This is a genomic window from Pseudomonas sp. LBUM1662 (assembly GCF_059695915.1).
In genome coordinates this window covers 6,168,140-6,194,885 of the sequence record NZ_CP166793.1, presented here as the reverse complement: position 1 = coordinate 6,194,885, position 26,746 = coordinate 6,168,140, and the positions used below count along the sequence as shown (strand labels likewise).

Below are 26,746 nucleotides of genomic sequence, written 5' to 3'. Positions count from 1 at the left end.
AAGCCCGCTCCCACAGGGGAACGCGGTCTAAATGTGGGAGCGGGCTTGCTCGCGAAGGCGCCAGACCAGCCACCACGAAGGCCGGAACATACAGAATTCAGGAACAGGTGCTTTATGACCGCAGCCAATGTGTACCAACAACGCCCAACCACCGGGGCCAAGGCCGAGTCGTCGCTGCATCATGCCGACCTCGCCAGCCTGGTGGGCAAGGGCCGCAAAAGCGCCGGCGTGATCGTGCGTGAGAAAAAACTCCTCGGCCACCTGACCATTCGTGGCGATGGCCACGATGCGGCTTTCGCTGCCGGTGTGCACAAGGCCCTCGGCATCGAGCTGCCGGCTGCGTTGACCGTCGTCGTCAAAGGCGAAACCAGCCTGCAATGGATGGGGCCGGATGAATGGCTGCTGATCGTGCCTACCGGTGAAGAATTCGCCGCCGAGCAAAAACTGCGCGAAGCGCTGGGCGATCTGCACATCGCGATCACCAACGTCAGCGGCGGCCAGCAGCTCCTCGAACTGAGCGGCCCGAACGTGCGTCAGGTGCTGATGAAATCCACCAGCTACGACGTGCACCCCAACAGCTTCCCGGTGGGCAAGGCCGTTGGCACCGTGTTCGCCAAGTCGCAACTGGTGATCCGCCACACCGCCGAAGACACTTGGGAGCTGCTGATCCGTCGCAGCTTCTCGGATTACTGGTGGTTGTGGTTGCAGGATGCAGCGGCCGAGTACGGGCTTAGCGTCCAGGCTTGAGATTGCCTTCGCGGGCAAGCCTCGCTCCTACAGAGGAATGTATTCCAAATGTAGGCGCGAGGCTTGCCCGCGATCAACCGCGTAGCGGTTGCCCATAACAACAGGAGTCACCGCACTATGAGCCGCGCCCCAGACACATGGATTCTGACCGCCGACTGCCCAAGCGTTCTCGGCACCGTGGACGCGGTGACCCGCTTTTTGTTCGAGCAGGGCTGCTACGTCACCGAGCACCATTCCTTCGATGATCGGCTTTCGGGCCGTTTCTTCATTCGCGTGGAATTCCGCCAGCCCGATGGCTTCGACGAACAAGCCTTCCGCGCTGGATTGGCGGAACGCGGTCAAGCCTTCGGCATGGTCTTCGAGCTGACCGAGCCGAACTACCGGCCAAAAGTGGTGATCATGGTCTCGAAGGCCGATCACTGCCTCAACGATTTGCTCTACCGCCAGCGCATCGGCCAATTGTCGATGGACGTCGCCGCTGTGGTCTCCAACCACCCGGACCTCAAGCCGTTGGCAGACTGGCACCAGATTCCGTACTACCACTTCCCGCTGGACCCGAACGACAAGCCGTCGCAAGAGCGTCAGGTCTGGCAGGTGATCGAAGAGTCCGGCGCCGAACTGGTGATTCTTGCCCGCTACATGCAAGTCCTGTCGCCGGAGCTGTGCCGCAAACTCGACGGCAAGGCGATCAATATCCATCACTCCCTGCTGCCGGGTTTCAAGGGCGCCAAGCCTTATCACCAGGCCTACAACAAGGGCGTGAAACTGGTCGGCGCCACGGCGCACTACATCAACAACGACCTGGACGAAGGCCCGATCATTGCCCAGGGCGTAGAGGCCGTGGACCACAGTCATTACCCGGAAGACTTGATCGCCAAGGGGCGGGATATCGAGGGGCTGACGTTGGCGCGGGCGGTTGGATATCACATTGAAAGACGCGTGTTCCTCAACGCCAATCGCACCGTCGTTCTTTAGATCGCTTTCGCGGGCAAGCCTCGCTCCTACAAGTGATCGAGTACCTCTGTAGGAGCGAGGCTTGCCCGCGAAGAGGCCCTGACAAACAACGCAAAAAGACACAGGCAATAACCCGAGCAATCAACGCGCCGCCGCTCCATGGCGACGCGACCGCTACATAAAAACAACAGCGAGGTGAAAGCATGTCTGGCAATCGTGGTGTGGTGTATCTCGGCAATGGCAAGGTCGAAATACAGAAAATCGACTATCCGAAAATGCAGGATCCGCGCGGCAGGAAGATTAATCACGCTGTCATCCTGCGCGTGGTTTCCACCAACATCTGTGGTTCCGACCAGCACATGGTGCGCGGTCGTACCACCGCTCAGACCGGTCTGGTGCTGGGCCACGAGATCACTGGCGAAGTGATCGAGAAGGGCAGCGACGTCGAAAACCTGCAAATCGGCGACCTGGTATCCGTTCCATTTAACGTGGCTTGCGGGCGCTGCCGTTCCTGCAAAGAGATGCACACCGGTGTCTGCCTGAGCGTTAACCCGGCGCGTCCGGGCGGTGCTTACGGTTATGTCGACATGGGCGACTGGACCGGCGGCCAGGCCGAATACGCGATGGTGCCGTACGCCGACTTCAACCTGCTGAAACTGCCTGATCGCGATCGCGCGATGGAAAAAATCCGCGACCTGACCTGCCTTTCCGACATCTTGCCTACCGGTTACCACGGCGCAGTCACCGCCGGCGTTGGCCCAGGCAGCACCGTGTACATCGCAGGTGCCGGCCCGGTTGGCCTGGCCGCTGCCGCTTCCGCTCGCCTGTTGGGCGCTGCGGTAGTGATCATCGGCGACGTCAACACCGTTCGCCTGGCACACGCCAAGGCGCAGGGTTTCGAAATCGCCGACCTGTCCCTGGACACCCCGCTGCACGAACAAATCGCTGCGTTGCTGGGCGAGCCAGAAGTGGATTGCGCCGTCGACGCCGTAGGCTTCGAAGCGCGCGGCCACGGGCATGACGGCGTGAAACACGAGGCCCCGGCCACCGTGCTCAACTCGCTGATGGGTGTTGTGCGGGTTGCCGGCAAAATCGGTATCCCGGGCCTGTACGTGACCGAAGATCCAGGTGCCGTCGATGCCGCCGCAAAAATGGGCAGCCTGAGCATCCGCTTCGGCCTGGGCTGGGCCAAATCCCACAGCTTCCACACTGGCCAGACGCCTGTGATGAAGTACAACCGCCAGCTGATGCAGGCGATCATGTGGGACCGCATCCATATTGCCGACATCGTGGGCGTGGAAGTCATCAGCCTGGATGATGCGCCACGCGGGTATGGCGAGTTCGATGCGGGCGTGCCGAAGAAATTTGTGATCGATCCGCACAAACTGTTCAGCGCGGCGTAAGCCTTCAAGCAATACAAAACGGCGACCCAAGGGTCGCCGTTTTTGTTTATGTTTCACATCAAGCCTGTGGCGAGGGAGCTTGCTCCCGTTGGGCTGCGCAGCGGCCCCAAACGCTGCGATTTCGATCTGTAAGACACAACGTGTCTGGCGATTTCGCGAGGGCTTACCCGCCAAACGGGGACGAACCCCTCGCCACAGGTGCGTGAACGGCGTAAAAATGCCTGCCTCAGCAAGGAACAACACCCACCAAACCCCGGTCAAACCGGCAGTTTCCCCGCCCCCTCACGGGCGGTTTTCATGGCGCTAGAGGATGTCTGGATGAAGATTTCACGCGGTTTTGTACTGGCTTCGCTGATGACCCTCGCGGCCAGCCCGGTCTTCGCCGGTTTCAGCCTGGATGATGTGACCAAAGCGGCCTCGAGCATGCAGGGCGGTAATGCAGCCACTGCCGCCGCACCGACGAACGAAACCGCCGCGCTGCTAGGCACACTGACTTCGCAGTTGAACGTCAAACCCGAGCAAGCCGTCGGTGGCACCGCGGCGATGCTGGGGTTGGCCAAGAATCAGTTGAGCTCGACTGACTATTCGGAATTGGCGAAAAGCGTACCGGGTATCGACAAGCTTTCCGGCGGCGGTCAACTGGGTGCCCTCGCTGGTTTGCTCGGCTCGTCCGGCAAGTCGGCCGGTCTGGAAAACGCGCTGGGCAATGTGAAGAACACCAACGATCTGAACAACGCTTTCAGCGCGTTGGGCATGGACAGCGGGATGATCGGTCAGTTTGCCCCGGTGCTTTTGCAATACCTGGGGCAGCAGGGCGTCGGCGGTTCGCTGCTGGAAAGCCTGGGCGGGATCTGGGGTGCCGGCACCGGTAGTTGATTCAGTGGCGTTCGGCGCGCAAGGCGTCGATGCGTTGATCCTTCTCGATCCAGAGCTGGTTGACCCAGTTCTGGATCGTTTCGCGAAACACCGGATCGTTCTCGTAATCGCCTTGCCACAGGGCCGGGTCGAGTTCGCGGGTCTTGATATCGATGATGACCCTTGGCACGTTGCCGCTGATCAAATCCCAAAAACCCGGAATCTGCTGCTGCGGATACACCACCGTCACATCGAGAACGGCGTCCAGCTGTTCGCCCATCGCCGCCAGTACAAACGCCACGCCGCCAGCCTTGGGCTTGAGCAGGTGAGTGAACGGTGACTGCTGCTGAGCGCTTTTCGCCGCCGTGTATCGGGTGCCTTCCAGGTAATTGACCACGGTGACCGGCTGACGCTTGTACAACTCGCACGCCGCTTTGGTGATTTCCAGATCCTTGCCGGCCAGCTCCGGGTGTTTAGCCAGGAATGCCTTGGTGTAGCGCTTCATGAACGGGTAGTCCAGCGCCCACCACGCCAGCCCCAGAAACGGCACCCAGATCAGTTCTCTCTTGAGGAAGAACTTGAAGAACGGTGTACGGCGATTCAAGGTCTGGATCAGCGCCGGGATATCGACCCAGGATTGATGGTTGCTGATCACCAGGTATGAGGTGTCGCGGCGCAGGTCATCGCCGCCGCGGATGTCCCATTGGGTGGGGATGCACAGGCGGAAAATCAGCTTGTCGATTTCGGCCCAGGTTTCGGCGATCCACATGACGGCCCATGAGGCATCGTCGCGAAAGCGCCCGGGCAGGATCAGTTTGAGCAGGGCAAACACCATCAGCGGCCCGAACAGGACCAGGGTGTTGAGCAACAGCAGCAGGGTAACGAAACAGCCGGTGAGCAGGCGGCGCATAAGTAACTCTTGAAAGCCTTTGGGCGCGCCATGATATGCAGCTTCGGGCGACAGGCCAAATCGGCGGTGACGAATGTTTCACTTTTGCAGCGCTATGCTTGTGCGAATTTGAACTTGTCAGGCTCTTGTGGTGATTGATTTGGCCTCTTCGCGGGCAAGCCTCGCTCCTACAGAGGATTGAGGTGTACTCAAGGTTTGTGAACGACACGAAACCCTGTGGGAGCGTGGCTTGCCCGCGATGCGATTTCAAGAACGAACGAATTGCTCACTGACGGTCTAAAATCCCGCTGCCCACTCCTTATGGATGCCCATTACGTGAAATCCCTCCTTGCACTGCTTTCCCTCGTGGCCTTGCCCGTCCTGGCCGCTGAGCCGACGCTGTACGGGCGTTACGAATACATCGCGCTGCCGGAAATCGGCGGCGAAGTGCTCAAGGCCAAAATGGACACCGGTGCCCTGACGGCATCGCTGTCGGCCAAGGACATCGAAACCTTCACCCGCGACGGCGACGAGTGGGTACGTTTCCGCCTCGCCACCAAAGACGCGAGCAACAAGGTCTACGAGCACAAGGTCGCGCGGATCAGCAAGATCAAGACCCGCTCCGAAGAAGACGAAGATGACAAGGAAGCCATCGAGCCGACAAAGCGCCCGGTGGTCGATCTGGAACTGTGCCTGGGCAACGTCAAGCGCACCGTTGAGGTCAACCTGACCGACCGCAGCAGCTTCAATTACCCACTGTTGATCGGTGCCAAAGCCTTGCGTGAATTCGGCGCAGCGGTGAACCCGGCGCGACGATTCACCGCTGACAAACCCGACTGCTGATTGACGGAATGTGAGGCTTGGGGCACCGTTCGCCCACTTAACTGCCGGGCTCGGACGCCATGCCTCATATCCTGATTGTCGAAGACGAAGCGGCGATTGCCGACACCCTGATATTCGCGTTGCAGGGCGAGGGGTTCACCACCACCTGGTTGAGCCTCGGCGCGGTGGCGCTGGAGCATCAGCGCCAGACCCCGGCCGACCTGATCATTCTCGACATCGGCCTGCCGGACATCAGCGGCTTCGAGACCTGCAAGCAACTGCGGCGTTTCAGCGAAGTGCCGGTGATCTTCCTCAGCGCCCGTGATGCGGAAATCGACCGCGTGGTGGGCCTGGAAATCGGTGCCGACGACTACGTGGTCAAACCGTTCAGCCCACGGGAAGTCGCGGCGAGGGTCCGGGCGATTCTCAAACGTATGGCGCCGCGACCGGTGACTGACGTCTCGACGGCGTTGTTTCGGATCGACAGCGAACGCGTGCAGATTAACTATCGCAATCAGCCATTGAGCCTCACACGGCACGAATTCCGTCTGCTGCAATGCCTGCTGGAACAACCCGAACGGGTCTTCAGTCGCGAGCAACTGCTTGATGCGCTGGGTGTTGCGGCCGATGCCGGTTACGAGCGCAGCATCGACAGCCACATCAAAAGCGTGCGCGCCAAATTGCGTCTGGTGAAGGCCGACGCCGAGCCGATCCAGACTCATCGCGGCCTCGGTTACAGCTACAGCCCGGGGCACAGCTGATGCCGTTGGGGATCCGGATCTTCCTGGTCTACGTGCTGTTCATCGGCCTGACCGGTTACTTCGTACTCAACACGGTGATGGAAGAAATCCGTCCCGGGGTGCGTCAGTCCACCGAAGAAACGTTGGTGGACACCGCCAACCTGATGGCCGAGATCCTGCGCGACGACTTCAAGGCCGGCACCCTCAATCAGAACCGCTGGCCCGAACTGCTCAAGGCCTACGGCGAACGGCAGCCGAAGGCGAGCATCTGGGGCTTGCCGAAGAACCAGGTCAACCACCGTATCTACGTCAGCGACGCCAAAGGCATTGTGGTGCTGGACTCCAGTGGCGCAGCGATGGGGCAGGATTACTCGCGCTGGAACGACGTCTACCTGACGCTACGCGGTGAATACGGCGCGCGTTCCACCCGCAGCGATCCGAACGATGCGACCTCCTCGGTGATGCACGTCGGCGCGCCGATTCGCGACAACGGCCGGATCATCGGCGTGGTCACCGTGGCCAAGCCCAACAGTTCGTTGCAGCCTTATGTGGATCGTACTGAACGACGATTGCTCGCCTATGGCGCCGGCCTGATCGGCCTGGGTCTGCTGTTCGGCGCGCTATTGTCGTGGTGGTTGAGCGCGGCTTTGCGACGGTTGACGGCTTATGCGCAGGCAGTGAGTGAAGGGCGGCGCGTCGAGGTGCCGCATTATCGCGGCGGTGAGCTGGAGCAACTGGCGACGGCAGTGGAACAGATGCGAACGCAGCTGGAAGGCAAAGCCTACGTCGAGCGTTATGTGCACACGTTGACCCATGAATTGAAGAGCCCGCTGGCGGCGATTCGCGGAGCGGCGGAGTTGCTGCAAGGTGAAATGCCGTTGGCTCAGCGCCGGCGTTTTGTCAGCAACATCGACAGCGAAAGTGTGCGCATGCAGCAGTTGATTGAGCGGCTGCTGAACCTGGCCCAGGTTGAACAGCGCCAAGGGCTGGAAGAGCGGGTGGCGGTGCCGTTGGCGGATTTGGTGGAGGAGTTGCTCAACGCCCAGGCCGCGCGGATCGAAGGCAAAAAGTTACGCGTGGAACAGCAGATTGCCCCGGACATGAACCTGCATGGCGAGCCGTTTCTGTTGCGTCAGGCGTTGGGGAATCTGCTGGAGAATGCGCTGGATTTCACTGCGCCTCAGGGTGTGCTGCGATTCAGCGCCGAGAGGGTCGGTGAGCAGATCGAGTTCAGGCTGTTCAACCAGGCCGAGGCGATTCCTGACTATGCGTTGCCGCGTTTGAGTGAGCGTTTCTATTCCTTGCCGCGCCCGGACAGTGGGCGCAAGAGCACCGGGTTGGGGCTTAACTTTGTGGAAGAAGTGGTCAAGTTGCATGGCGGGTCGTTGAGCATTGGCAATGTCGAGGGTGGGGTGGAAGTCGTGTTGCGTCTGGCTTAGGACCGAGTTGCGGCCTTCGCGAGCAAGCCCGCTCCCACAGGAGATTGCGGTCTAATGTGGGAGCGGGCTTGCTCGCGAAGAGGCCGGCCCAGACTCCACACAAACTCCATATTCGCCCCATAAAGCCCCCACATACCCATTCCAGACTCTGCCCATCCAAACAGGGAGAGTCCCATGAACCGCAGCCTGACCATAAAACTCGGGGCCATTGCCCTTCTGATTCTGTTATTGCTCATCCCGTTGCTGATGATCAACGGCGTCATCCAGGACCGTCAGCAATTACGCGACGGTGTGCTCGAAGACATCGCCCGCAGTTCCAGCTACAGCCAGCAACTCAGCGGGCCGCTGATGGTGGTGCCCTATCGCAAAGTGGTGCGCACCTGGAAACTCAACGAGAAAACCAACGAGCGCTACCAGGAAGTCGGTGAAGAACGCGGTCGTTTGTATTTCCTCCCGGAGCGCTTCGAACTCGACGGCCAGGTGCAGACCGAGCTGCGTTCCCGAGGCATTTACGAGGCGCGACTGTTCCACGCCGACAACCGCATCAGCGGGCATTTCTCCGTCCCGGCGCAACTGGGCATCAAGGAAGACTTCGCCGATTACCAGTTCGACCAGCCGTTCCTGGCCGTCGGCATCAGCGATATTCGCGGTATCGAAAACGCCCTGAAACTCGAACTCAATGACCAGCGTCTGGACTTTGTTCCCGGCACCCAGGTGGGCTGGTTAGGCGAAGGTGTCCACGTGACGTTGCCGGCGCTGGATGCGAAGCAAGCCACGGAGTTGACCTTCGGTTTCGACTTGCGGCTGCAAGGCACCGGTCAGTTGCAAATCCTTCCGGTGGGCAAGACCAGCAAAGTGTCGTTGAGCGCCAACTGGCCGCACCCAAGCTTCATCGGCAACTACCTGCCGGCCCAGCGTGAGGTTACCGATCAAGGGTTTACCGCCAATTGGCAGACCTCGTTTTTCTCCACCAACCTGCAGGAAGCGCTGAGCAGTTGTGTGTCCGGCGGTGGTTGTGAGGCGTACAACGGCCGCAGCTTTGGCGTGAGTTTCATCGATCCGGTAGACCAATACCTGAAGAGTGATCGGGCGATCAAATACGCACTGTTGTTCATCGTGCTGACCTTCGCCGGATTCTTCCTCTTCGAAGTGCTGAAAAGCCTGGCGGTGCACCCGGTGCAATATGCATTGGTGGGCGTGGCGCTGGCGTTCTTCTATCTGTTGCTGCTGTCGTTGTCGGAGCACATTGGTTTTGCCTTGGCCTATCTGTTGTCGGCGGGCGGCTGTGTGTTGCTGATCGGCTTCTATGTTTGCCATGTACTGCGCAGCGTGCGTCACGGCTTGAGCTTTTCGGCGGGGTTGGCAGCGTTGTATGGCTTGCTCTACGGTTTGTTGAGTGCCGAGGATTACGCGCTGTTGATGGGCTCGTTGTTGCTGTTCGGCTTGCTCGGTGTATTCATGGTGCTGACCCGCAAGCTGGATTGGTACGGGATCGGGCAGAAGTCGGCCAAGCCGCTGGCGTTTGATATCGGGGCAGTGGAATGAGCCGGTCGCTGGGGTTGCGTGAGGATCAGCGGGAAGGGGAGGTGTTGGCGACGCTGATTGCGGTGTTGTTTTCTGTTGATCCGGTGGGGTGCATTCGCGAGCAAGTCGAATCGTCGCACCGCCGCTCCCACAGGGGATCTCCAGTGGACGCAAAATATGTATGCATCACAGATCAAAGTGTGGGAGCGGGCTTGCTCGCGAAGAGGCCGGAACAGTCAGCGAAGATCTAAACCTTCGGCATAGTCGCCACCATCGAAGGCCGCTGGCTCACTTCAAAATACCAGGCCGCCAACTGCGGATTCGCCTCGCGCCAGTCCAGATCCGGATGGCGCAAGTCGAGGTAACCCAACGCGCACGCCACGCTGATCGCCGCCACATCAAAATGGCTGGTCAGCTCGGCGATCGCGTCCTTCTCCAACAGTGCCAGCGCACGACGAATCTTGTCGCGCTGGCCATCGAGCCATTCGTCCCAATGCTTCTCGGGGGCGCGCAGGGCCACTTCATACCGAACCATCACCGAGGCATCCATGATCCCGTCGGCCAGGGAGGCCAGGGTCAAACGGCGCCAGCGGGCAGAGCCATCGCGGGGGATCAGCGGGTTGCCGACGTGTTGATGGTCGAGGTAATCGAGGATCACCCGGCTGTCATGGATGACGTTGCCGTCGGCCAGGCGCAGGGCCGGGATCTTGCCCAGCGGGTTGTCTTCGTTGAGCGCTTGATCCGGGTTCACTGGCGTGAGCACGCAGTCTTGCAGCGCCACGCGGTCGGTCTGACCGGTTTCGTGCAACAGCACCATGACTTTGCGAACGAAGGGCGATAACGAATTGTGGAACAGGGTCATGCTGGGGGCGGACATGGCAGCGTCTCGGTCGGTGGCAGTGTCGGGCAGCATAGCGTGTTGGTCCGATTGCTCAAGCCAGGGTTTAACTGTGGGAGCGGGCTTGCTCTCGAATGCGGTGTGTCAGTAACGTAAATGCCATCTGACACACCGCATTCGCGAGCAAGCCCGCTCCCACATGGGTTCAGGTTCAGGCGGCCGGTTGCAATGCGGCTTGCGACTCCGGAGCAGTCTGTTGTGGCTTCAGCTCACGCGCCACGGTCCAGACGATGAACGCGGCCACGATGTCGAAAATCGCCAGCACCACGAACAGCGGGCTGTAACCGATCTTGGTCACCATCACGCCAAACACCAGGGTGAAAGCCGCAGCGCCCAGGTAACCGAACATCCCGCCCATGCCGGTGGCCGTGGCCACTTCATTCTTGCCGAACGAGTCGGAGGTGATCGCATACAACGCACCCGACAATGTCTGGTGTGCGAAGCCGCCAATGCACAGCAGCGCGATCGCCGTGTACGGACTGGCCACGAGGCCGATGCAGGCCGGGCCGATCATGCACGAGGCGCCGAACAACAGGACCATTTTGCGCGAGGTGAACAGCGACACTTTGCAATGTTTGTGGAAGAACGGACTCAGGTAACCGCCGAGTACGCAGCCGAGGTCGGCGGCCAGAAACGGCAGCCACGCGAACATCGCGATCTCTTTGATGTTCATGTGCCGTTCGGTCATCAGGTACAGCGGAATCCAGGCATTGAAGGTCTGCCAGGCAGGCTCGGAGAGCATCCGCGCACTGGCGATGGCGTAGAAGTTGCGGCTGCCGATGATCTTCTTCCAGCTGCCCTTTTTCGGCGTCGGGTCTTTGAAGTGGTCTTCCTGGCCGCTGAGGATGTAGTCGCGTTCTTCATCGCTCAGGCGCTTTTGATCGCGAGGGTGTTTGTAGAGGATCAGCCAGAGGAAGCTCCAGACAATGCCCAGCCCCCCGACGATCAGGAACGCCAGTTCCCAGCCACTGTTTAGAATCGCCCAGACCACCAGCGGAGGTGCCAGCAGCGCACCGATTGATGAGCCGATGTTGAACCAGCCGATCGCGACCGAACGTTCCTTGGCCGGAAACCATTCGGTGGAGGCTTTGACCGCCGCCGGCAAACCGGCCGCTTCCGTCAGACCCAACAGGCCCCGAACGAACGCCAGCCCTTGCCAGCCTGACGCCATTGCCGCTGCCGCACAGGCAATCGACCAGGCGAAGGCGAAGATCGCAAAGCCCATTTTTGTGCCGATGGCATCGATGATGTAGCCCGCCACCGGTTGCATCAGCGCGTAGCAAACCTGCCACGCGACCACGATGTGCGAATACTGCTCGGTGGAGATGTTCATTTCGCTCATCAGGGTCGGAGCGGCCACTGACAGGGTATTGCGAGCCAGGTAGTTGACCATCAGCCCGGCCGTCACCAGGCCGACCATCCACCAGCGGATGCCTTTGACTTTCATTGTTTCACCATGATTATTTTTGGAGTTTGGTGTCGAACAGGTTTGTTGTAGGTTGTCGTACAACATGCGCCTTTATAGAAGTGCAAGGGCAAAACTGTCAATAAATATGTCAGGGAATTTGCAGGGTGAGGCGACGGGCGGGAGGGGGTGTCGTCGTATGACTCCTGAGCGTAGGAACTGTCGAGTGAAACGAGGCTGCGATCTTTTGACTTTGATTTTTTAAAAACAAGATCAAAAGATCGCAGCCTCGTTTCACTCGACAGCTCCTACGGAGGGGAGGTGGCGATTCATATGGGATCAGTGGCGTGGCAGCAGGCCGCGCAGGGCAAGGATGGCGGGAACGCCCAGGCCCAGCCAGCTCAAGGCATCCCACACGCCATCGCCCAGCAACGCGGCGAACAATCCCGCAGCGCTGAGCAGGGCGATCACGGTGGGCGTGGCGAAGACCTTCCAGAAGTTCGACTGTCGCGGCCTCATGCTTGAGCCTCCGCTTGCTCGAGCACCGGTTTTTTCGCCGCCCTGCGCCGCACTACCCACAGATAAACCCCGCTGCCCAGCACGATGATGGTCAGCACATCGAGGGTCGCCCAGAGGATTTTCATCGGCATGCCGCCGTAATCACCGAAGTGCAGGGGTTGCGACATGCCCATGGCGTCCATGTACCACGGTCGTTCGGCCACCGCGGTGACTTGCAGGGTACTGGCGTCGATCAGCACCGGGGTCAGCAGGTGCGACGTCAGGTGGGTGCTGCCCTTCATGAACACCGCGTAATGATGTTCGCTGGAAAACCGTGTGCCGGGGAAGGCGATGAAATCCGGTTGCATGCCCGGCGCGACTTCCTTGGCGATGTCGAGCAAACGGGTCGCCGGCGCCAGTTGCGTCAGCGGTGGCGCGTCGCGGTATGGCGCGATCATCGCGCTCAAGGCGTCGTTGCGCCATGCGGCGATCAGTAGGTCGGCGCAGGCACTGATCACGCCAGTGACACCGACCACCAGCGCCCAGGTCAGGGTGACCACGCCGATCAGGTTGTGCAGGTCGAGCCAGCGCAGACGGGTGGATTTGTCCTGGCGCACGGTGGCGAATTTCAAGCGGCGCATGAACGGCAGGTACAGCACCGTCCCGGAAACAATCGCCACGACAAACATCAACCCCATGAACGCCAGCAGTAATTTGCCTGGCAGACCGGCAAACATGTCCACGTGCAGGCGCAGCATCACCATCATGAAACCGCCGTTGGCCGACGGCATCTCCAGTGCTTCACCGGTGCGGGCATCGAGCATGAAGGTGTGCGACGAGTTCGGCTCGGTGCCGGCGGTGGCCGCCATGATGGCGATCGCGGCGTTGGGCTCTTCTTCGTCGAAGCCGAAATACTGCATGACTTCACCGGGGCGATGTTTTTCAGCCGCCTGCACCAACTGCTGCAAATTCAGCTGCGGGGTGTCCGCCGGCATCTGCTTCAACTCGGCGGCATCGCCCAGCAGATGGTCGATCTCGTGGTGAAAGATCAGCGGCAGGCCGGTCAGTGCCAGCATCAGCAGAAACACCGTGCAGATCAGGCTGGTCCAGGTGTGGACGCACGACCAGCGGCGAATTGTTTTACTTTTCATTTCATGGCCCTTAGAAATACCAAAGCCGTCCTCGAGGGACGGCTTGGGTCTTGGAGCGTTTCAGCTCAGGCAATTACCACTTGTAAGTTGCACTGGCGACGACGCTGCGCTGGTCGCCGTAGTAGCAGTAGAAACTGTCACAGGTGGAAATGTAGTCCTTGTCCAGCAGGTTGGTCGCGTTGAGCTGCAGGGATGCACCTTTCAGGCTGTTGTCCAGACGGCCGAGGTCGTAATGGACCGCCGCGTCGAACACGGTGTAGGCATCGGCCTTGCCCAGCCAAGTGTTGCCCTGATCGCCGTAGGTGTTGCCGGTGTAGCGAGCGCCGGCGCCAATGCCGAAGCCGTCCAGCACGCCGGCGTGCCAGGTGTAATCGGCCCACAGCGAAGCCTGTTGGTTAGGCATCAATTGCAGACGGTTGCCCTTGTTGTCGCCTTTCTGCACTTCGGATTTGGCCAAGGTGTAGGCGGCGATGATTTTCAGGTTTTCGGTAACGTCGGACACCGCTTCCAGCTCCAGGCCCTTGACCTTCACTTCGCCGGTCTGGCTGGTGATCGGTGTGGCGCCGACGGTGGTGGTGACCGAGACGTTTTTCTGGGTCAGGTCATACACCGCCGCGCTGAGCAGGGTGTTGCTGCCCGGTGGCTGGTACTTGATGCCCAATTCCCACTGCTTGCCTTCGGTCGGCTTGAACGAGTCGGTGGCCGTGGCCGAAGCACCCATGGTTGGCTGGAAGGATTCGGCGTACGACAGGTACGGCACGAAGCCCGAATCAAACACATAGCTGATCGCCGCGTTGCCGCTGAAGTTCTTGTCGCGCTGGGTGTTGGTGGCGTCGCCCTTGTTGAAGAACTCGGTGCTGGTGTGGACCCAATCCTCACGTCCGCCGACGGTCAGGCGCCATTGGTCGAGGGCCATCTGGTCCTGCACGTACAGGCCGGTCTGGTAGGTCTTCTGGTTGTAGTCGTAGAACGCGGTGGAGCGCGGCGGACGAACGATCGGCTGGCCATAGATCGGGTTGTTGACGTTGGTGGTCAGCCCGTCGCCGAAAATCGAGGTGTAGTTGGTGTTGCTGCGCTGGTGGTCGAGGCCCAGCAGCACGGTGTGACGGACATCGCCGGTGGCGAAGTCGGCCTGGAAATTGTTGTCCACGGCGAACTGGCTGATGTCTTCATCGACGATGGTGCTGGTGCGCCCGACGTTGCCTTCGTTATCCACCTGGGTGAACGGATACGAGCCGACCGTGAGCCCCTGGAACGACAGGTCGGATTTGGTGTAACGCAGGTTCTGCTTGAACTGCCAGACATCGTTCAAACGGTGTTCGAACGCATAACCCAGCGCGTAGTAGGTGCGGTCGTAGTATTCCCAGTCCGGGTCGCCGAGGTTTTTGTGATGGGAAACCTTGCCGAACGGCATGTCGATCTTGGTGCCCTGCACCGGCAGGAACTGGCTGGTGATGCCGGTATCGTCGCGGGTGAATTGCGTGAGCAAGGTGAACGAGGTGTCGTCGTTGATGTTCCAGGTCAGGCTCGGTGCGATGTTGTAGCGCTTGTTGTCGACGTGGTCGATCTGCGTGCCGCTGTCGCGCACCACGCCGCTCAGGCTGTAGAGAAACTGGCCTTCATCATCGATCTTGCCGGTGCTGGCGAAGTTGATCTGGCGCTGGTTGTCGCTGCCGTATTGCAGCTGGATCTCGTGGCTGTCTTCAGCGGTAGGACGGCGGCTGACCATATCCAGCAGGCCGCCCGGCGGGGTCTGGCCGTAGACCGACGACGCCGGGCCACGCAGCAGGGAGAGGCGATCGAGGTTCCAGGTTTCCTGTTTCGGGTTGGCATAGGTGCCTTTCGGCAGCGGCAGGCCATCGAGGAACTGGGTCGGTTCAAAACCCCGTACCCGCAGCCAGTCGGCGCGGGTGTCGCTGCCGTAGCTGCTGGCGACGATGCCGGGCATGTAGCGCACGGCGTCGTCGAGGTTCTGCACATTGCGATCCTCCATTTGCTGGCGGGTCGCGACCGAAATCGAGCGTGGCACTTCGACCAGCGCGGTGTCGGTCTTGGTGCCGGCAGCGGTGCGCTTGGCGACGTAGCCTTCCACCGGGCCCCAGGCGCTTTCAGTATTTTCGACACCGATGACGGCGGTTTCCGGCAGGGCCAGCGTGCCTTCGGGAATGGCGACCAGGCTGTAGGTGCCGGCGCTGCTTTGTTCCAGTTGCAGACCGGTGCCGCGCAAGGCTTCACGCAGGGCGCCGGCGGCGTCGAACTGACCCTTGACCGGGGACGAGGTTTTCCCGGCCGCCAGCGAAGGATTCAACGCCAGCGCGAGGCCCGCCTGGCTGGCGATTTGGTTCAGGGTGCTGGCCAGCGGTGCCGCCGGCAGGTTGTAGGCGCGAACGCTGGACGCTTGTTCAGCGGCGATCAGCTGAGTGCTGGCCAAGGGCGTGCAAAGGGCAATGGCGACTGCCAGCAAGCTGGGGCGCAACAAGGTGTCTAGCGAACGGGACATACAGCGGCTCCTGAATGGAAATATTTCTCAATTGCCTAGGTGCCGAACGAGAATCCAAAAGTGATAGGGCTGGATGAAAATAATTTAGATTCAGATTGGTGGGTGCTCTGTAGGAGCGGTGTAGGAGCTGTCGAGTGAAACGAGGCTGCGATCTTTTGACTTTGTTTTTTTACAATCAAGATCAAAAGATCGCAGCCTCGTTTCACTCGACAGCTCCTACACCGCGCCTATTCGGGCTTGGTGTCGGCCTTCGCCACGGTCACCCACCACGGCGTGTGCTGTTCGATCTGCACGGGCAGGGTTGGCAGCAGCGCACTCAAGGCCTTGTCGGTGTCGTGCAGCGGGAAGCTGCCGGTGATCCGCAGGTCAGCAACCTCCAGCGCAACACCCAGATGCCCGCGTCGATAGCGACCGAGTTCGTGCACCAGGTCTTCCAGTCGAGCGTTGTCCACCACCAGCATGCCGCGGGTCCAGGCATCGGCGCCGAGGTTCAGCGCGAGGATTGGGCCCAGGCCATTGCTGCGCATCAGCACTTGCTGGCCTTCACGCAGGATCTGTTCCTCAGGACTCGACTGCGGATGGGCGGCGACAGCGGACTGCAACACGCTCAGTCGCGTGCCGTCCTCCTCGCGCTTGACCAGGAACCGCGTACCCAGCGCGCGCATGCTGCCTTCACGGGTTTCGACGATAAACGGCCGGGCATCGCCATGACCGGTTTCGACGAGGATTTCCCCTTCCTGAAGGATGATCAGCCGTTGCTTCTCATCGAAGCGCACGTCTACGGCGCTGTGGGTGTTGAGGTTGATCAGCGTGCCGTCGGTCAGGCGCAGGGTGCGCTGCTCTCCGGTGGCAGTGCGCTGGTCGGCCAGCCAATAGTCGATGGGCAGATAACGATCACCGGCAAACAGCGCCAGCCCGATCACCGCGACGACACTGGCCAGGCCACTGCCGAGCTTGCGTACCCGCCGGCGAATGCTTTCGCGCGATTTCAGTAATGCCGTGCGCGCGGGGCCGCTGGCGACGCTGAAACGCTGGTCGAGCATGCCCAGTTGGCGCCAGGCCCGGGCGTGTTCTTCGTGGGCGGCGTGCCATTTGGCGAATTCTTCGCGTTCCACCGGGTTGCCGGAATCCAGCGACAATTGCCAGGCAATCGCGGCATCCAGCACGTGGGCGGATACCGGTTTGGAGCTGACCGGGCTCATACCGGCTCACCGTACAGCGCGACGTAGCACTGACGAATGCCTTGGGCCAGGTACTGGCGAACCCGGGGCACCGACACGCCCAGGCGCTCGGCGATTTCCGCATGGCCGAGGCCGTCGAGACGGTTATAGAGAAACGCCGTCCGGGCCTTGGTTGAAAGCTTGCCCAGCAGGCGGTCGATGTTTTTCAGGTCTTCGAGGATCAGTTGCTGTTCTTCCAGCGACGGTTGTTCGCCTTCGGGGATCAGCATCAGTTCGGTGAGGTAGGCCTGTTCCAGCGCTGCACGGCGGAAATAGTCGAACAGCAAGCCTTTGGCGATCGCCACCAGAAACGCCCGCGGTTCGCGAGGCTCCTTCAGCTCACCACGGCCCAGCAAGCGCACGAAGGTGTCCTGACTCAGGTCTTCGGCCCGTTGCGGGCAGGCCACATTACGTCGCAGCCAAGCCAATAGCCAACCGCGATGGTCGCGATACAACGCACCAACGAGCTCACTTTGGGGGCTTTGGACTGACGACACGCAGCATCACCGATTGGGAAGTGTTAACTAACGAGAATTGTTCGCGATTGTGGCAGAGGCGGGGGAGGTAAGCAATTGGCCACTGGTCAGGTGGTTTTTGATGGGGGGGCTTCGGTTCGACCGCGTTATCGTTCTTCGCGGGCAAGCCTCGCTCCTACAGGTTTTGTGCCGATCTGTGGAACGACGACATCCTGTAGGAGCGAGGCTTGCCCGCGAAGAGGACAGAACAGCCACCGAAAATCTAAAAGGACGGCGCCCGCTGCCTGCGTTTCCACTGGCTCACCCGCTGTTGCAGGTTCAATGGACTGTGAATCTGCTGCTGCCGCGCGCGGCTGAACAGAATCAACGCCAGCTCTGCCGTGGCCAACGCATCGGCGCTGGCGTTGTGGCGTTCGAACACCTCCAGCTTGAACCAGTCGATCCACTCATCCAGCCCGGCTTCGCGAATGTGCGCCTGCGGACACAGCAGCGGTGCGATGTCGGCCACATCCAGGAATGGATGCTGCAATTTGTAGCCCAGATGATCTTTCAATGAGCGCCCAAGCATGTGCTGATCGAACGGCGCATGAAACGCCAGCACCGGACTGTCACCCACGAATTCCATGAAATCGAGCAGCGCCAGCCCCGGATCGCTGCCGGCGGCAATCGCACTTGGCCCCAAGCCATGAATCAACACGCTGGGCCCCACCTTCATATCGACGCATTGCAGCGTGCGTTCGAACTGCTGGCTGAAATCGATCGCGCCGTCCTCGATCACCACCGCACCGATGGACAGCACCCGGTCCTTGTTCAGGTTCAGGCCGGTGGTTTCCAGATCGAGCACCACCCAACGCTGTTCACGCAGGCTGCATTCGCTCAGCTCTGCCGCCGAGGGCAAGCGTTGCAGACGTTGCTGGAGTTCGCCGGTCAGGCTTGGGCCTGCCGGGCGCAGCCATGAAAACAGGCTCATAGCTGATACCGCAGGGCCAGGCTGCTTTGCAGGCGTTGAGCCTGGCGCAGGGATTCACGCAAGATCCGTCGATCCAGGTGATTGAGGCTGTCCGGATCGACCCGGTTGGAGTAGGGCAAGTTCTCCCGGGTCTGTAGCTGATGTTGCTGCATGCGGGTTTGCTGGATGAAGTGATACGCCTCTTCATACGCGGCGCCATCCAGCCGTTCAATGACGTCTTTGGCCACCAGTTCGCGAAAGCGCTCCAGGGTGTTGTTGGACTCGATGCCATGGGCCAGGGCCAGCAATCGGGCGCCGTCGACGAAAGGCGTCAGCCCCTGAACCTTGAGATCCAGCGTGGCCTTCTCGCCATTCTTGCGCGCCAGCACGAACTCACGGAAACGTCCTACGGGCGGACGGTTGCGCAAGGCGTTTTCGGCCATCATCCGCTGAAACAGCCGGTTGTCGTTCACCTGATCGAGAATGCCTTGGCGCAGCTGATCGCAGCCTTGTTCGTCACCCCAGACCACGCGCAGGTCGAAATAAATGCTCGAACCCAGCAGATTCTCCGGCGTTGCCTCACGAATAAACGCCGCAAAACGCCGTGCCCATTCGCCCCGGGACAAACACAGTTCGGGGTTGCCGGCCATGATGTTGCCCTTGCACAGCGTGAAACCGCAGAGCGCCAGGCTCTGGTTGATGTGCTGGGCGATGGGCAGTAATCGACCACGGATTTCAGCGGCATGCGCCGCGTCCCGGGCTTCGAACAGAATGCCGTTGTCCTGATCGGTGTGCAGCGTCTGTTCGCGGCGGCCTTCGCTACCGAAGCACAGCCAGCTGAATGGAATGCCGGGATCACCTTTTTCGGCGAGGGTCAGTTCGATCACCCGGCACACCGTGTGATCGTTGAGCAGGGTGATGATGTGGGTGATCTGGGTCGAAGAGGCTCCGTGCGCCAGCATGCGCTCGACCAGTTGACCGATCTCGCCGCGCATCGCCACCAGGTTTTCCAGTTTCTGGGCGCTGCGAATGGTCCGCGCCAGGTGCACCAGATCGACCCGTTGCAGGGAAAACAGATCCCGCTCGGACACCACGCCACACAGACGATGGTCTTTGACCAGGCAGACGTGAGCGATGTGGCGCTCGGTCATGGCGATCGCCGCATCGAAGGCGCTGTGGTCCGGTGACAGGAAAAACGGCGCCTGGGTCATGTGGCTTTCGATGGCTTCGTTGAAGTCGTCAGTGCCTTCGGCCACCACATGGCGCAGGTCGCGCAGGGTGAAAATGCCCAGCGGGGCTTTGTGTTCGTCGACGATCACGATGCTGCCGACCTGCTGCTCATGCATCAGGGTCACGGCTTCACGCAATGGCGTGGCGGGGCTGCAAGTCACCGGATGGCGCATGGCCAATTCGCCCAGCCGCGTGTTCAGCGAGTATTGGGTGCCGAGGGTTTCCACGGCTTTTTGCTGGACTTGCTGATTGACTTGATCCAGCAGGCTGCTGACACCGCGTAGGGCAAAGTCGCGAAACGTGGTGGAAAGTGCGAACAACTTGATGAACGCCAGCTTGTTCAGCTGTAGGCAAAAGGTGTCTTCGGCGGCCAGGTGCTCGGTGCGGGTCGCACGCTCACCCAGCAGCGCGGCGAGGGGGAAACACTCGCCAGTGGTGATTTCGAAGGTGGTTTCGGTGCCGCCCTTGGCCGTATGCGGGCGTTCGCCCACGACCCGACCTTGCTTGACGATGTAGAAGTGCTCAACCGGCCCATCGGCGGGTTTGATAATGCTTTCGCCAGGGGCGTAGAAACGCATCTGGCATTGTTCAACCAGGTACGCCAGGTGCGCGTGTTCCATTTGATTGAAGGGCGGGAAGCGCTGAAGGAATTGCAAAGTGCCCTGGATGTTCTGCAACACCGCGGTTTTCCCTGCCTGTGTGAAGGCGTCCGCTTTACTCATAACCATGACCGCAGTCTTTTTTTGAATTGTTGTTGTCGGATGACCCGGTCATGGTCGGCCCCTGCGGGCGGGGTGCCCATTGGACGTAAGTCTAGGTCGGGCGTTGCAGGCGTCGGAAGTTAGGAAATGTCTGACGCAAATGCGGGAAAAACCTCCTACATTGGCTATAGGAAAAGTTTCCGACGAAGTGCACATTGAAGGTCTGCTTAGCGATGTCTGACGAAAGTGCTAGGGGATTGAATAGAAAACGTAGAGAAAGCCATGTCCGACCACGATATTTTGAGTGACGCCGAGCGCGAGGCGCTGAGTGCCGTCATGCTGGAACCTGACTTGCCGCCGCAGCGGGTGCTGATCGTCGATGACGATAAAGACGCGCGGGAGCTGTTGTCGGAGATTCTTGCGTTGGACGGTATTCGTTGCATGACCGCGGCCAGTGGTGAAACCGCACTCAAAATGGTGATCGAGAAACCAACGATTGGCCTGGTGATTACCGATTTGCGAATGGGCCACATCGATGGCCTGGACCTGATCCGCCAGGTGCGCGAGTCGGTCAGGGCGGCAATGCCGTTCATCATCGTTTCCGGCGATGCCGACGTGAAAGATGCAATCGCCGCGATGCATCTAAGCGTGGTCGACTTCTTGCTCAAACCTGTCGATACCGGCAAGTTGTTGGAGCTGGTCAAGCATGAGTTGGGAATAATGGATGAGCAAAACCCGATTTGAAACAAAAAGGCCCTGATCTTTCGATCAGGGCCTTTTTTTGTCCGGCGTCAGCGCTCAGTTACAGGCCATTGGCAGCCTTGAACTCGCGACGACGACGGTGCAGAACCGGCTCGGTGTAGCCGTTCGGCTGTTTGGTGCCCTCAACCACCAGTTCGACCGCCGCCTGGAAGGCGATGTTGCTGTCGAAGTTCGGTGCCAGCGGGCGATACAACGCGTCGTTGGCGTTCTGACGGTCAACCACTGGCGCCATGCGCTTGAGGCTTTCCATCACTTGCTCTTCGGTGACGATGCCATGACGCAGCCAGTTGGCGATGTGCTGGCTGGAAATACGCAGCGTCGCACGGTCTTCCATCAGGCCGATGTCATTGATGTCCGGCACCTTCGAGCAACCCACGCCCTGGTCGATCCAGCGCACTACGTAACCGAGAATGCCCTGGGCGTTGTTGTCCAGTTCGTTCTTGATCTGTTCCGCGGTCCAGCTCGGATTCACGGCCAGCGGGATAGCCAGGATGTCGTCCACCGACGCACGCGCCCGTTTGGCCAGCTCGGCCTGGCGGGCGAATACGTCGACCTTGTGATAATGCAGCGCGTGCAGCGCAGCGGCGGTCGGCGATGGAACCCAGGCGGTGTTGGCGCCGGCCAGAGGGTGAGCGATCTTCTGTTCGAGCATCGCGGCCATCAGGTCGGGCATCGCCCACATGCCTTTACCGATCTGGGCGCGACCTTGCAGGCCGGTGCTCAAGCCGATATCGACGTTCCAGTTCTCGTAGGCGCCGATCCACTTCTCAGCCTTCATGTCGGCCTTGCGCACCATCGGGCCGGCTTCCATGGAGGTGTGGATTTCATCGCCGGTGCGGTCGAGGAAACCGGTGTTGATGAACACCACACGTTCGCTGGCGGCCTTGATGCAAGCCTTGAGGTTGACCGTGGTCCGGCGCTCCTCGTCCATGATCCCGACTTTCAGCGTGTTGCGCGGCAAACCGAGGACTTCTTCGATGCGGCCGAACAGCTCGTTGGTGAACGCGGCTTCTTCCGGACCGTGCATCTTCGGCTTCACGATGTAGACCGAACCGGTGCGGCTGTTCTTGCGCGAGCTGTTGCCGTTGAGGCTGTGGATCGCGGCGAGGCTGGTAATCAGGCCATCGAGAATGCCTTCCGGCACTTCGTTGCCGTCTTTGTCGATGATCGCATCGATGGTCATCAGGTGACCGACGTTGCGCACGAACAACAGCGAGCGACCGTGCAGGCTCAGCTCTTTACCGTCGACACCGGTGTAGGTGCGATCAGCGTTCATGGTGCGGGTAAAGGTCTGACCGCCCTTGGAGACTTCTTCCGACAGGTCGCCCTTCATCAGGCCGAGCCAGTTGCGGTAGATCACCACTTTGTCATCGGCATCGACAGCGGCGACGGAGTCTTCGCAGTCCATGATGGTGGTCAGCGCGGCTTCCATCAGGATGTCTTTGATGCCGGCAGCGTCGGTCTGGCCGACCGGGGTACTGGCGTCGACCTGGATTTCGAAATGCAGGCCATTGTTCTTCAACAGGATCGCGGTCGGTGCAGCCGCATCGCCGTGGAAACCGATCAGCTGAGCGTCATTGCGCAGGCCGGTGTTGCTGCCGCCTTTAAGGGCGACCACCAGTTTGCCGTCGACGATCTTGTAGCCGGTGGAGTCGACGTGAGTGCCGGCCGCCAAGGGCGCGGCTTCGTCGAGGAAGGCGCGGGCGAAGGCAATGACCTTGTCGCCACGGACCTTGTTGTAGCCTTTGCCTTTTTCCGCGCCGTCGGCTTCGCTGATGGCGTCGGTGCCGTAGAGCGCGTCGTACAGCGAACCCCAGCGGGCGTTCGAGGCGTTGAGCGCGAAGCGGGCATTCATCACCGGCACCACGAGTTGTGGGCCGGCCATGCGGGCGATTTCGTCATCGACGTTTTGCGTCGTTGCCTGGAAATCGGCCGCTTCTGGCAGCAGATAACCGATGTCTTGCAAGAAGGCTTTATAAGCCACGGCATCGTGCGCCAGGCCGGCACGGGATTGGTGCCAGCCATCGATACGAGCCTGGAAATCATCGCGTTTGGCGAGTAGGGCTTTGTTCTTCGGCGCCAGGTCATGAATGACCTTGTCGGCACCGGCCCAGAACTTATCGGCTGTGAGGCCGGTACCGGGAATGGCTTCGTTGTTCACGAAGTCGAACAGGACTTTGGCGACCTGCAGGCCACCGACTTGAACGTGTTCAGTCATTGCTTGCCTCACTCTGCTCAGCTATTTCGCTTTTCAGCTCTTCAAATTAACAATGAAGCCTCTGGCTATTTAAACCACAAACCCCCTCCACCAGTACATGCCATTTCGGGCGGCTGGAATGGAACCGATCAACGGCGTTGAGGCCTTGCTGATAGGGCTTTCAGGGCTGCGACTGTGCCGGTGGCAGACATCGATCCAACGTTATGTAGTGCGCGCTGCGGCATACTACATGATGAATTGCGCTTGTGAAAATTAGACTAATTACGTCGTTCTGCGACCCCATGACGCATTGCAGTCACGTCGGGGATCCGGATGTTCTCAAAAAAGTATGAGATTGTTCCAGTTAAATATATGAAGTTGTACACGATTTGTTGTTCGCAGGTTCGTCGGTGGTGCTCCATTCGCGGGCAAGCCTCGCTCCTACAGGGGTTGCGTGGTTCCTTGCAGGAGCGAGGCTTGCCCGCGAAGCCGTCAGTCGATTCAGCGCAGGATCAACCCTTGCCTATACTTGCTTTTCTATAACAAAAGTCATGACTAGAGGGCTGCGCCATGGACCACCTCGTACTCACTGTTTTCGCTCCGGACAAGCCAGGGCAGGTCGAGCGCATTGCCCAATGCATTGCCGAGCATGGCGGAAACTGGCTGGAGAGCCGCATGTCGCGCATGGCGGGGCAGTTCGCGGGGATTCTTCGGGTGGGCGTGCCGGCCGAGGCTTACGATGAACTGGTCGATGCCCTGAAAGCGTTGTCCGCTCACGGCATTCGCGTGCTGATTGCCGAAAGTGGCATCGAGCAATCCTGCACCTGGAAGCCGATTGCGATGGAGTTGGTGGGCAATGACCGCCCTGGGATTGTCCGCGACATCACCCGCCTGCTGAGTGAGCAAGGGGTGAACCTGGAACGACTGGTGACTGAAGTGCGTCCGGCGCCAATGAGCAGCGAGCCGCTGTTTCACGCCGAAGCGATTCTGGCGGTACCGCTTACTCTTTCTCTGGACGTATTGCAGTCACGACTGGAAACACTGGCCGACGATCTGATGGTGGAGTTGGTGCTGCGCAGCGAACCCTGACAGGGTTATCCAAGTTATACGTGCACCTGCCTGTGGATAACCTGTAGAGACAGCCCGCCAGCCCACGCCGGCCGGGCTTCTTCAGGATCTGATCAAAAAACCATCAGTTTCAACAAGTTGCGCACAAACGGCGGGGATCACGCTGTGGATAACCTTGGGAAGGATCAACGCAGGCCACGAAGGGCGTGGCCTGTAGAGGTTTGTATGTTTTTTGATCAGCTGCGGCGGCGCATGCTGATCACCGCATCGACGCTGTAAATCGCCAAGCCGGCCCAGATAAAGATAAACGCGACCAGCGTGCTGGAAGACAAGTGCTCGCCAAACAGCAGCACGGCTTGCAACAGCACCAGCGTCGGCGCCAGGTACTGGAGAAATCCCAGCGTCGTGTAGGGCAAATGCCGTGCGGCGGCGTTGAAACACACCAGCGGCACCAGCGTCACCGGACCGGCCGCCACCAGCCACCAGGCTTCGGACGTGGTCCAGAATTCGGGCTGAGCGCTCATGGCCGTCTGATTGAAAAGCAGCCAGGCTATGGCAATCGGCACCAGCATCCAGGTTTCCACTACAAGACCGGGCAGTGCTTTTACGGGCGCTTGCTTGCGGATCAAGCCGTAGAAGCCAAACGTCAGCGCCAGCACCAGCGACACCCACGGCAGACTGCCGACTTGCCACACCTGTTGCGCCACGCCGACCGCCGCCAGTCCCACTGCGATCCACTGCATGCGCCGTAGCCGTTCGCCGAGGATCAACATCCCCAGCAGCACATTCACCAAGGGGTTGATGTAGTAACCGAGGCTCGCTTCGAGCATGCGTCCGTTATTCACCGACCAGACGTAAGTCAGCCAGTTGGCCGCAATCAGCGTGCCGCTCAGGGCCAGAATCGCCAGCCGTTTCGGGTTGTCACGCAACTCACGCCACCAGCCCGGATGCTTCCACACCATGAGCAGCAAGGCACCGAACAGCGCCGACCACAGCACGCGGTGGATGATGATCTCCACGGAGGGCACGTTGGCGATGGCTTTGAAGTAGATCGGGAACAGGCCCCAGATGATGTAGGCACTCAGGCCCAGGATGTACCCGCGACGCGGGTTGGCAGCTTGCATGCAGAATCCTTGCTTAGGCAGCTAACAAAGAGGCAATTGTAAGGAGATTTTTTGGAATGGTCTCGGAGCAATGTGGGAGCGGGCTTGCTCGCGAATGCGGTGGGTCAGTCAACATATTTGCCGAATGACCCACCGCATTCGCGAGCAAGCCCGCTCCCACAGGGGGATTGGGGGTGTCAGAAAAGTTTCAGGGGTTCTTCGTTTAGCGCCGCCAATTGCTCACGCAATGCCAAGACTTGATCCCCCCAATACCGCTCACTGCCGAACCACGGAAAACTGTGCGGGAACGCCGGGTCGTCCCAGCGGCGGGCGAGCCAGGCGCTGTAGTGCATCAGGCGCAAGGCGCGCAGCGGTTCGATCAGCGCCAGTTCCCGCGGGTCGAAGTCGTGGAATTCGTTGTAGCCGTCCATCAATTCCGACAACTGACCGAGGCATTCCTGGCGATCGCCCGCCAGCATCATCCAGATGTCCTGAACGGCCGGACCCATGCGACAGTCATCGAGGTCGACGATGTGGAACATCTCGTCGCGGCACATCATGTTGCCGGGGTGGCAATCGCCGTGCATGCGGATGTTCTGGTGCGGCGTGGCCTTGTAGACCTCCTCCACGCGTTTGAGCAGGTCGCGGGCCACAGACTCGTAGGCCGGCAGCAGGCTTTTGGGCACGAAGTTGCCTTCAAGCAAAGTGGTCAGCGAATCGTGACCGAAGTTCTTCACGCCCAACGCTTCACGGTGTTCGAACGGCTTGGTCGCACCGACGGCGTGCAGACGACCCAGCAACTGGCCGAGGCGATACAACTGGTCGAGATTGCCCGGCTCCGGCGCACGGCCGCCACGGCGGGGGAACAGGGTGAAACGGAATCCGGCGTGTTCGTGCAGGCTGGCACCGTTGTGAATCATCGGCGCGACCACCGGCACGTCGCATTCGGCGAGTTCGAAGGTGAACTGGTGTTCTTCGAGAATCGCTTCGTTGGTCCAGCGCTGCGGGCGATAGAACTTGGCGATCAGCGGCTCGGAGTCTTCGATGCCGACTTGGTAGACGCGGTTCTCGTAGCTGTTGAGCGCCAGAATGCGCGCGTCGCTGAGAAAGCCGATGCTTTCAACGGCATCGAGCACGAGGTCTGGGGTGAGGGTTGCAAACGGGTGGGCCATGCTGACTCCTGCGCGCAGCAGGCTGCCGCGTCCGGCCAAGCAT

At 60.2% G+C, this 26,746-nt stretch carries 23 protein-coding genes; 10 read left to right on the top strand and 13 right to left on the bottom strand.

The window, feature by feature from the left end:
• Positions 1–114: 114 nt before the first annotated feature.
• From ACA049_RS28270 to ACA049_RS28255, 4 genes are all read left to right on the top strand, one after another.
• On the top strand, positions 115–747 hold the full coding sequence (locus ACA049_RS28270; RefSeq protein WP_497296381.1) for a sarcosine oxidase subunit gamma: 633 nt from the start codon (positions 115–117) through the stop codon (positions 745–747).
• Positions 748–864: 117 nt separating this feature from the next.
• Entirely contained in the window at positions 865–1,722 is an 858-nt protein-coding gene (gene purU / locus ACA049_RS28265; RefSeq protein WP_109635419.1) for a formyltetrahydrofolate deformylase, read from the top strand.
• Positions 1,723–1,904: 182 nt separating this feature from the next.
• The gene (fdhA, locus tag ACA049_RS28260; protein WP_007947729.1) at positions 1,905–3,104 is read left to right on the top strand and encodes a formaldehyde dehydrogenase, glutathione-independent; all 1,200 of its coding nucleotides are present in this window, start codon (positions 1,905–1,907) and stop codon (positions 3,102–3,104) included.
• Positions 3,105–3,422: 318 nt separating this feature from the next.
• Complete coding sequence (locus tag ACA049_RS28255; protein ID WP_497331446.1) at positions 3,423–3,980, top strand: DUF2780 domain-containing protein; 558 nt, start codon at positions 3,423–3,425, stop codon at positions 3,978–3,980.
• A 1-nt stretch (position 3,981) separates the two neighbouring features.
• On the opposite strand, the gene yihG is transcribed toward ACA049_RS28255, so the two are convergent.
• Positions 3,982–4,869 (bottom strand): 1-acylglycerol-3-phosphate O-acyltransferase, YihG family, encoded by an 888-nt coding sequence (gene yihG, locus ACA049_RS28250; protein ID WP_497331444.1) that lies wholly within the window; start codon positions 4,867–4,869, stop codon positions 3,982–3,984.
• A 315-nt stretch (positions 4,870–5,184) separates the two neighbouring features.
• On the opposite strand from yihG, the gene rloA2 reads away from it, so the two are divergent.
• From rloA2 to creD, 4 genes are all read left to right on the top strand, one after another.
• Positions 5,185–5,691, top strand: coding sequence for a retropepsin-like aspartic peptidase RloA2 (gene rloA2, locus ACA049_RS28245; protein WP_176457736.1), 507 nt, complete (start codon positions 5,185–5,187; stop codon positions 5,689–5,691).
• A 59-nt stretch (positions 5,692–5,750) separates the two neighbouring features.
• The gene (gene creB, locus ACA049_RS28240) at positions 5,751–6,431 is read left to right on the top strand and encodes a two-component system response regulator CreB (protein WP_497331442.1); all 681 of its coding nucleotides are present in this window, start codon (positions 5,751–5,753) and stop codon (positions 6,429–6,431) included.
• Entirely contained in the window at positions 6,431–7,849 is a 1,419-nt protein-coding gene (creC, locus tag ACA049_RS28235) for a two-component system sensor histidine kinase CreC (RefSeq protein ID WP_497331440.1), read from the top strand. Before creB ends, creC begins: the two co-directional genes overlap by 1 nt.
• Before the next feature lie 174 nt (positions 7,850–8,023).
• Complete coding sequence (gene creD, locus ACA049_RS28230) at positions 8,024–9,394, top strand: cell envelope integrity protein CreD (protein ID WP_497331438.1); 1,371 nt, start codon at positions 8,024–8,026, stop codon at positions 9,392–9,394.
• A 226-nt stretch (positions 9,395–9,620) separates the two neighbouring features.
• On the opposite strand, the gene ACA049_RS28225 is transcribed toward creD, so the two are convergent.
• From ACA049_RS28225 to ACA049_RS28185, 9 genes are all read right to left on the bottom strand, one after another.
• A complete protein-coding gene (locus ACA049_RS28225; protein WP_497331436.1) occupies positions 9,621–10,250 on the bottom strand; it encodes a glutathione S-transferase in 630 nt (209 codons plus the stop codon).
• Positions 10,251–10,422: 172 nt separating this feature from the next.
• Entirely contained in the window at positions 10,423–11,718 is a 1,296-nt protein-coding gene (locus tag ACA049_RS28220; RefSeq protein WP_497331434.1) for an MFS transporter, read from the bottom strand.
• 297 nt (positions 11,719–12,015) lie between these two features.
• Positions 12,016–12,195, bottom strand: coding sequence for a hypothetical protein (locus ACA049_RS28215; protein WP_497331432.1), 180 nt, complete (start codon positions 12,193–12,195; stop codon positions 12,016–12,018).
• Complete coding sequence (locus ACA049_RS28210) at positions 12,192–13,325, bottom strand: PepSY-associated TM helix domain-containing protein (protein ID WP_497331430.1); 1,134 nt, start codon at positions 13,323–13,325, stop codon at positions 12,192–12,194. The genes ACA049_RS28215 and ACA049_RS28210 overlap by 4 nt, the downstream gene beginning before the upstream one ends.
• A gap of 73 nt (positions 13,326–13,398) precedes the next feature.
• A complete protein-coding gene (locus ACA049_RS28205) occupies positions 13,399–15,825 on the bottom strand; it encodes a TonB-dependent siderophore receptor (protein ID WP_497331428.1) in 2,427 nt (808 codons plus the stop codon).
• Between the two features lie 227 nt (positions 15,826–16,052).
• Positions 16,053–17,027: a FecR domain-containing protein gene (locus ACA049_RS28200; RefSeq protein ID WP_497331426.1), complete on the bottom strand. Its 975-nt coding sequence runs from the start codon at positions 17,025–17,027 to the stop codon at positions 16,053–16,055.
• On the bottom strand, positions 17,024–17,542 hold the full coding sequence (locus ACA049_RS28195; RefSeq protein ID WP_497331425.1) for an RNA polymerase sigma factor: 519 nt from the start codon (positions 17,540–17,542) through the stop codon (positions 17,024–17,026). The genes ACA049_RS28200 and ACA049_RS28195 overlap by 4 nt, the downstream gene beginning before the upstream one ends.
• A gap of 241 nt (positions 17,543–17,783) precedes the next feature.
• Positions 17,784–18,491 (bottom strand): 3'-5' exonuclease, encoded by a 708-nt coding sequence (locus ACA049_RS28190; RefSeq protein ID WP_497331424.1) that lies wholly within the window; start codon positions 18,489–18,491, stop codon positions 17,784–17,786.
• Positions 18,488–20,428: a putative nucleotidyltransferase substrate binding domain-containing protein gene (locus ACA049_RS28185; protein WP_497331423.1), complete on the bottom strand. Its 1,941-nt coding sequence runs from the start codon at positions 20,426–20,428 to the stop codon at positions 18,488–18,490. Before ACA049_RS28185 ends, ACA049_RS28190 begins: the two co-directional genes overlap by 4 nt.
• A 255-nt stretch (positions 20,429–20,683) precedes the next feature.
• On the opposite strand from ACA049_RS28185, the gene ACA049_RS28180 reads away from it, so the two are divergent.
• Positions 20,684–21,145, top strand: coding sequence for a response regulator (locus tag ACA049_RS28180; protein ID WP_497331422.1), 462 nt, complete (start codon positions 20,684–20,686; stop codon positions 21,143–21,145).
• Positions 21,146–21,203: 58 nt separating this feature from the next.
• Here the strand turns inward: ACA049_RS28180 and ACA049_RS28175 are convergent, their stop codons facing one another.
• Complete coding sequence (locus tag ACA049_RS28175; protein ID WP_497331421.1) at positions 21,204–23,381, bottom strand: malate synthase G; 2,178 nt, start codon at positions 23,379–23,381, stop codon at positions 21,204–21,206.
• 549 nt (positions 23,382–23,930) lie between these two features.
• Here ACA049_RS28175 and ACA049_RS28170 point away from each other — a divergent pair.
• Positions 23,931–24,449, top strand: a complete 519-nt coding sequence (locus ACA049_RS28170; protein ID WP_094470306.1) for a glycine cleavage system transcriptional repressor — start codon at positions 23,931–23,933, stop codon at positions 24,447–24,449.
• 215 nt (positions 24,450–24,664) lie between these two features.
• Here the strand turns inward: ACA049_RS28170 and rarD are convergent, their stop codons facing one another.
• The gene (gene rarD / locus ACA049_RS28165; protein ID WP_109635386.1) at positions 24,665–25,552 is read right to left on the bottom strand and encodes an EamA family transporter RarD; all 888 of its coding nucleotides are present in this window, start codon (positions 25,550–25,552) and stop codon (positions 24,665–24,667) included.
• 176 nt (positions 25,553–25,728) lie between these two features.
• Positions 25,729–26,703, bottom strand: coding sequence for a serine/threonine protein kinase (locus ACA049_RS28160; RefSeq protein ID WP_109635384.1), 975 nt, complete (start codon positions 26,701–26,703; stop codon positions 25,729–25,731).
• Positions 26,704–26,746 lie beyond the last annotated feature (43 nt).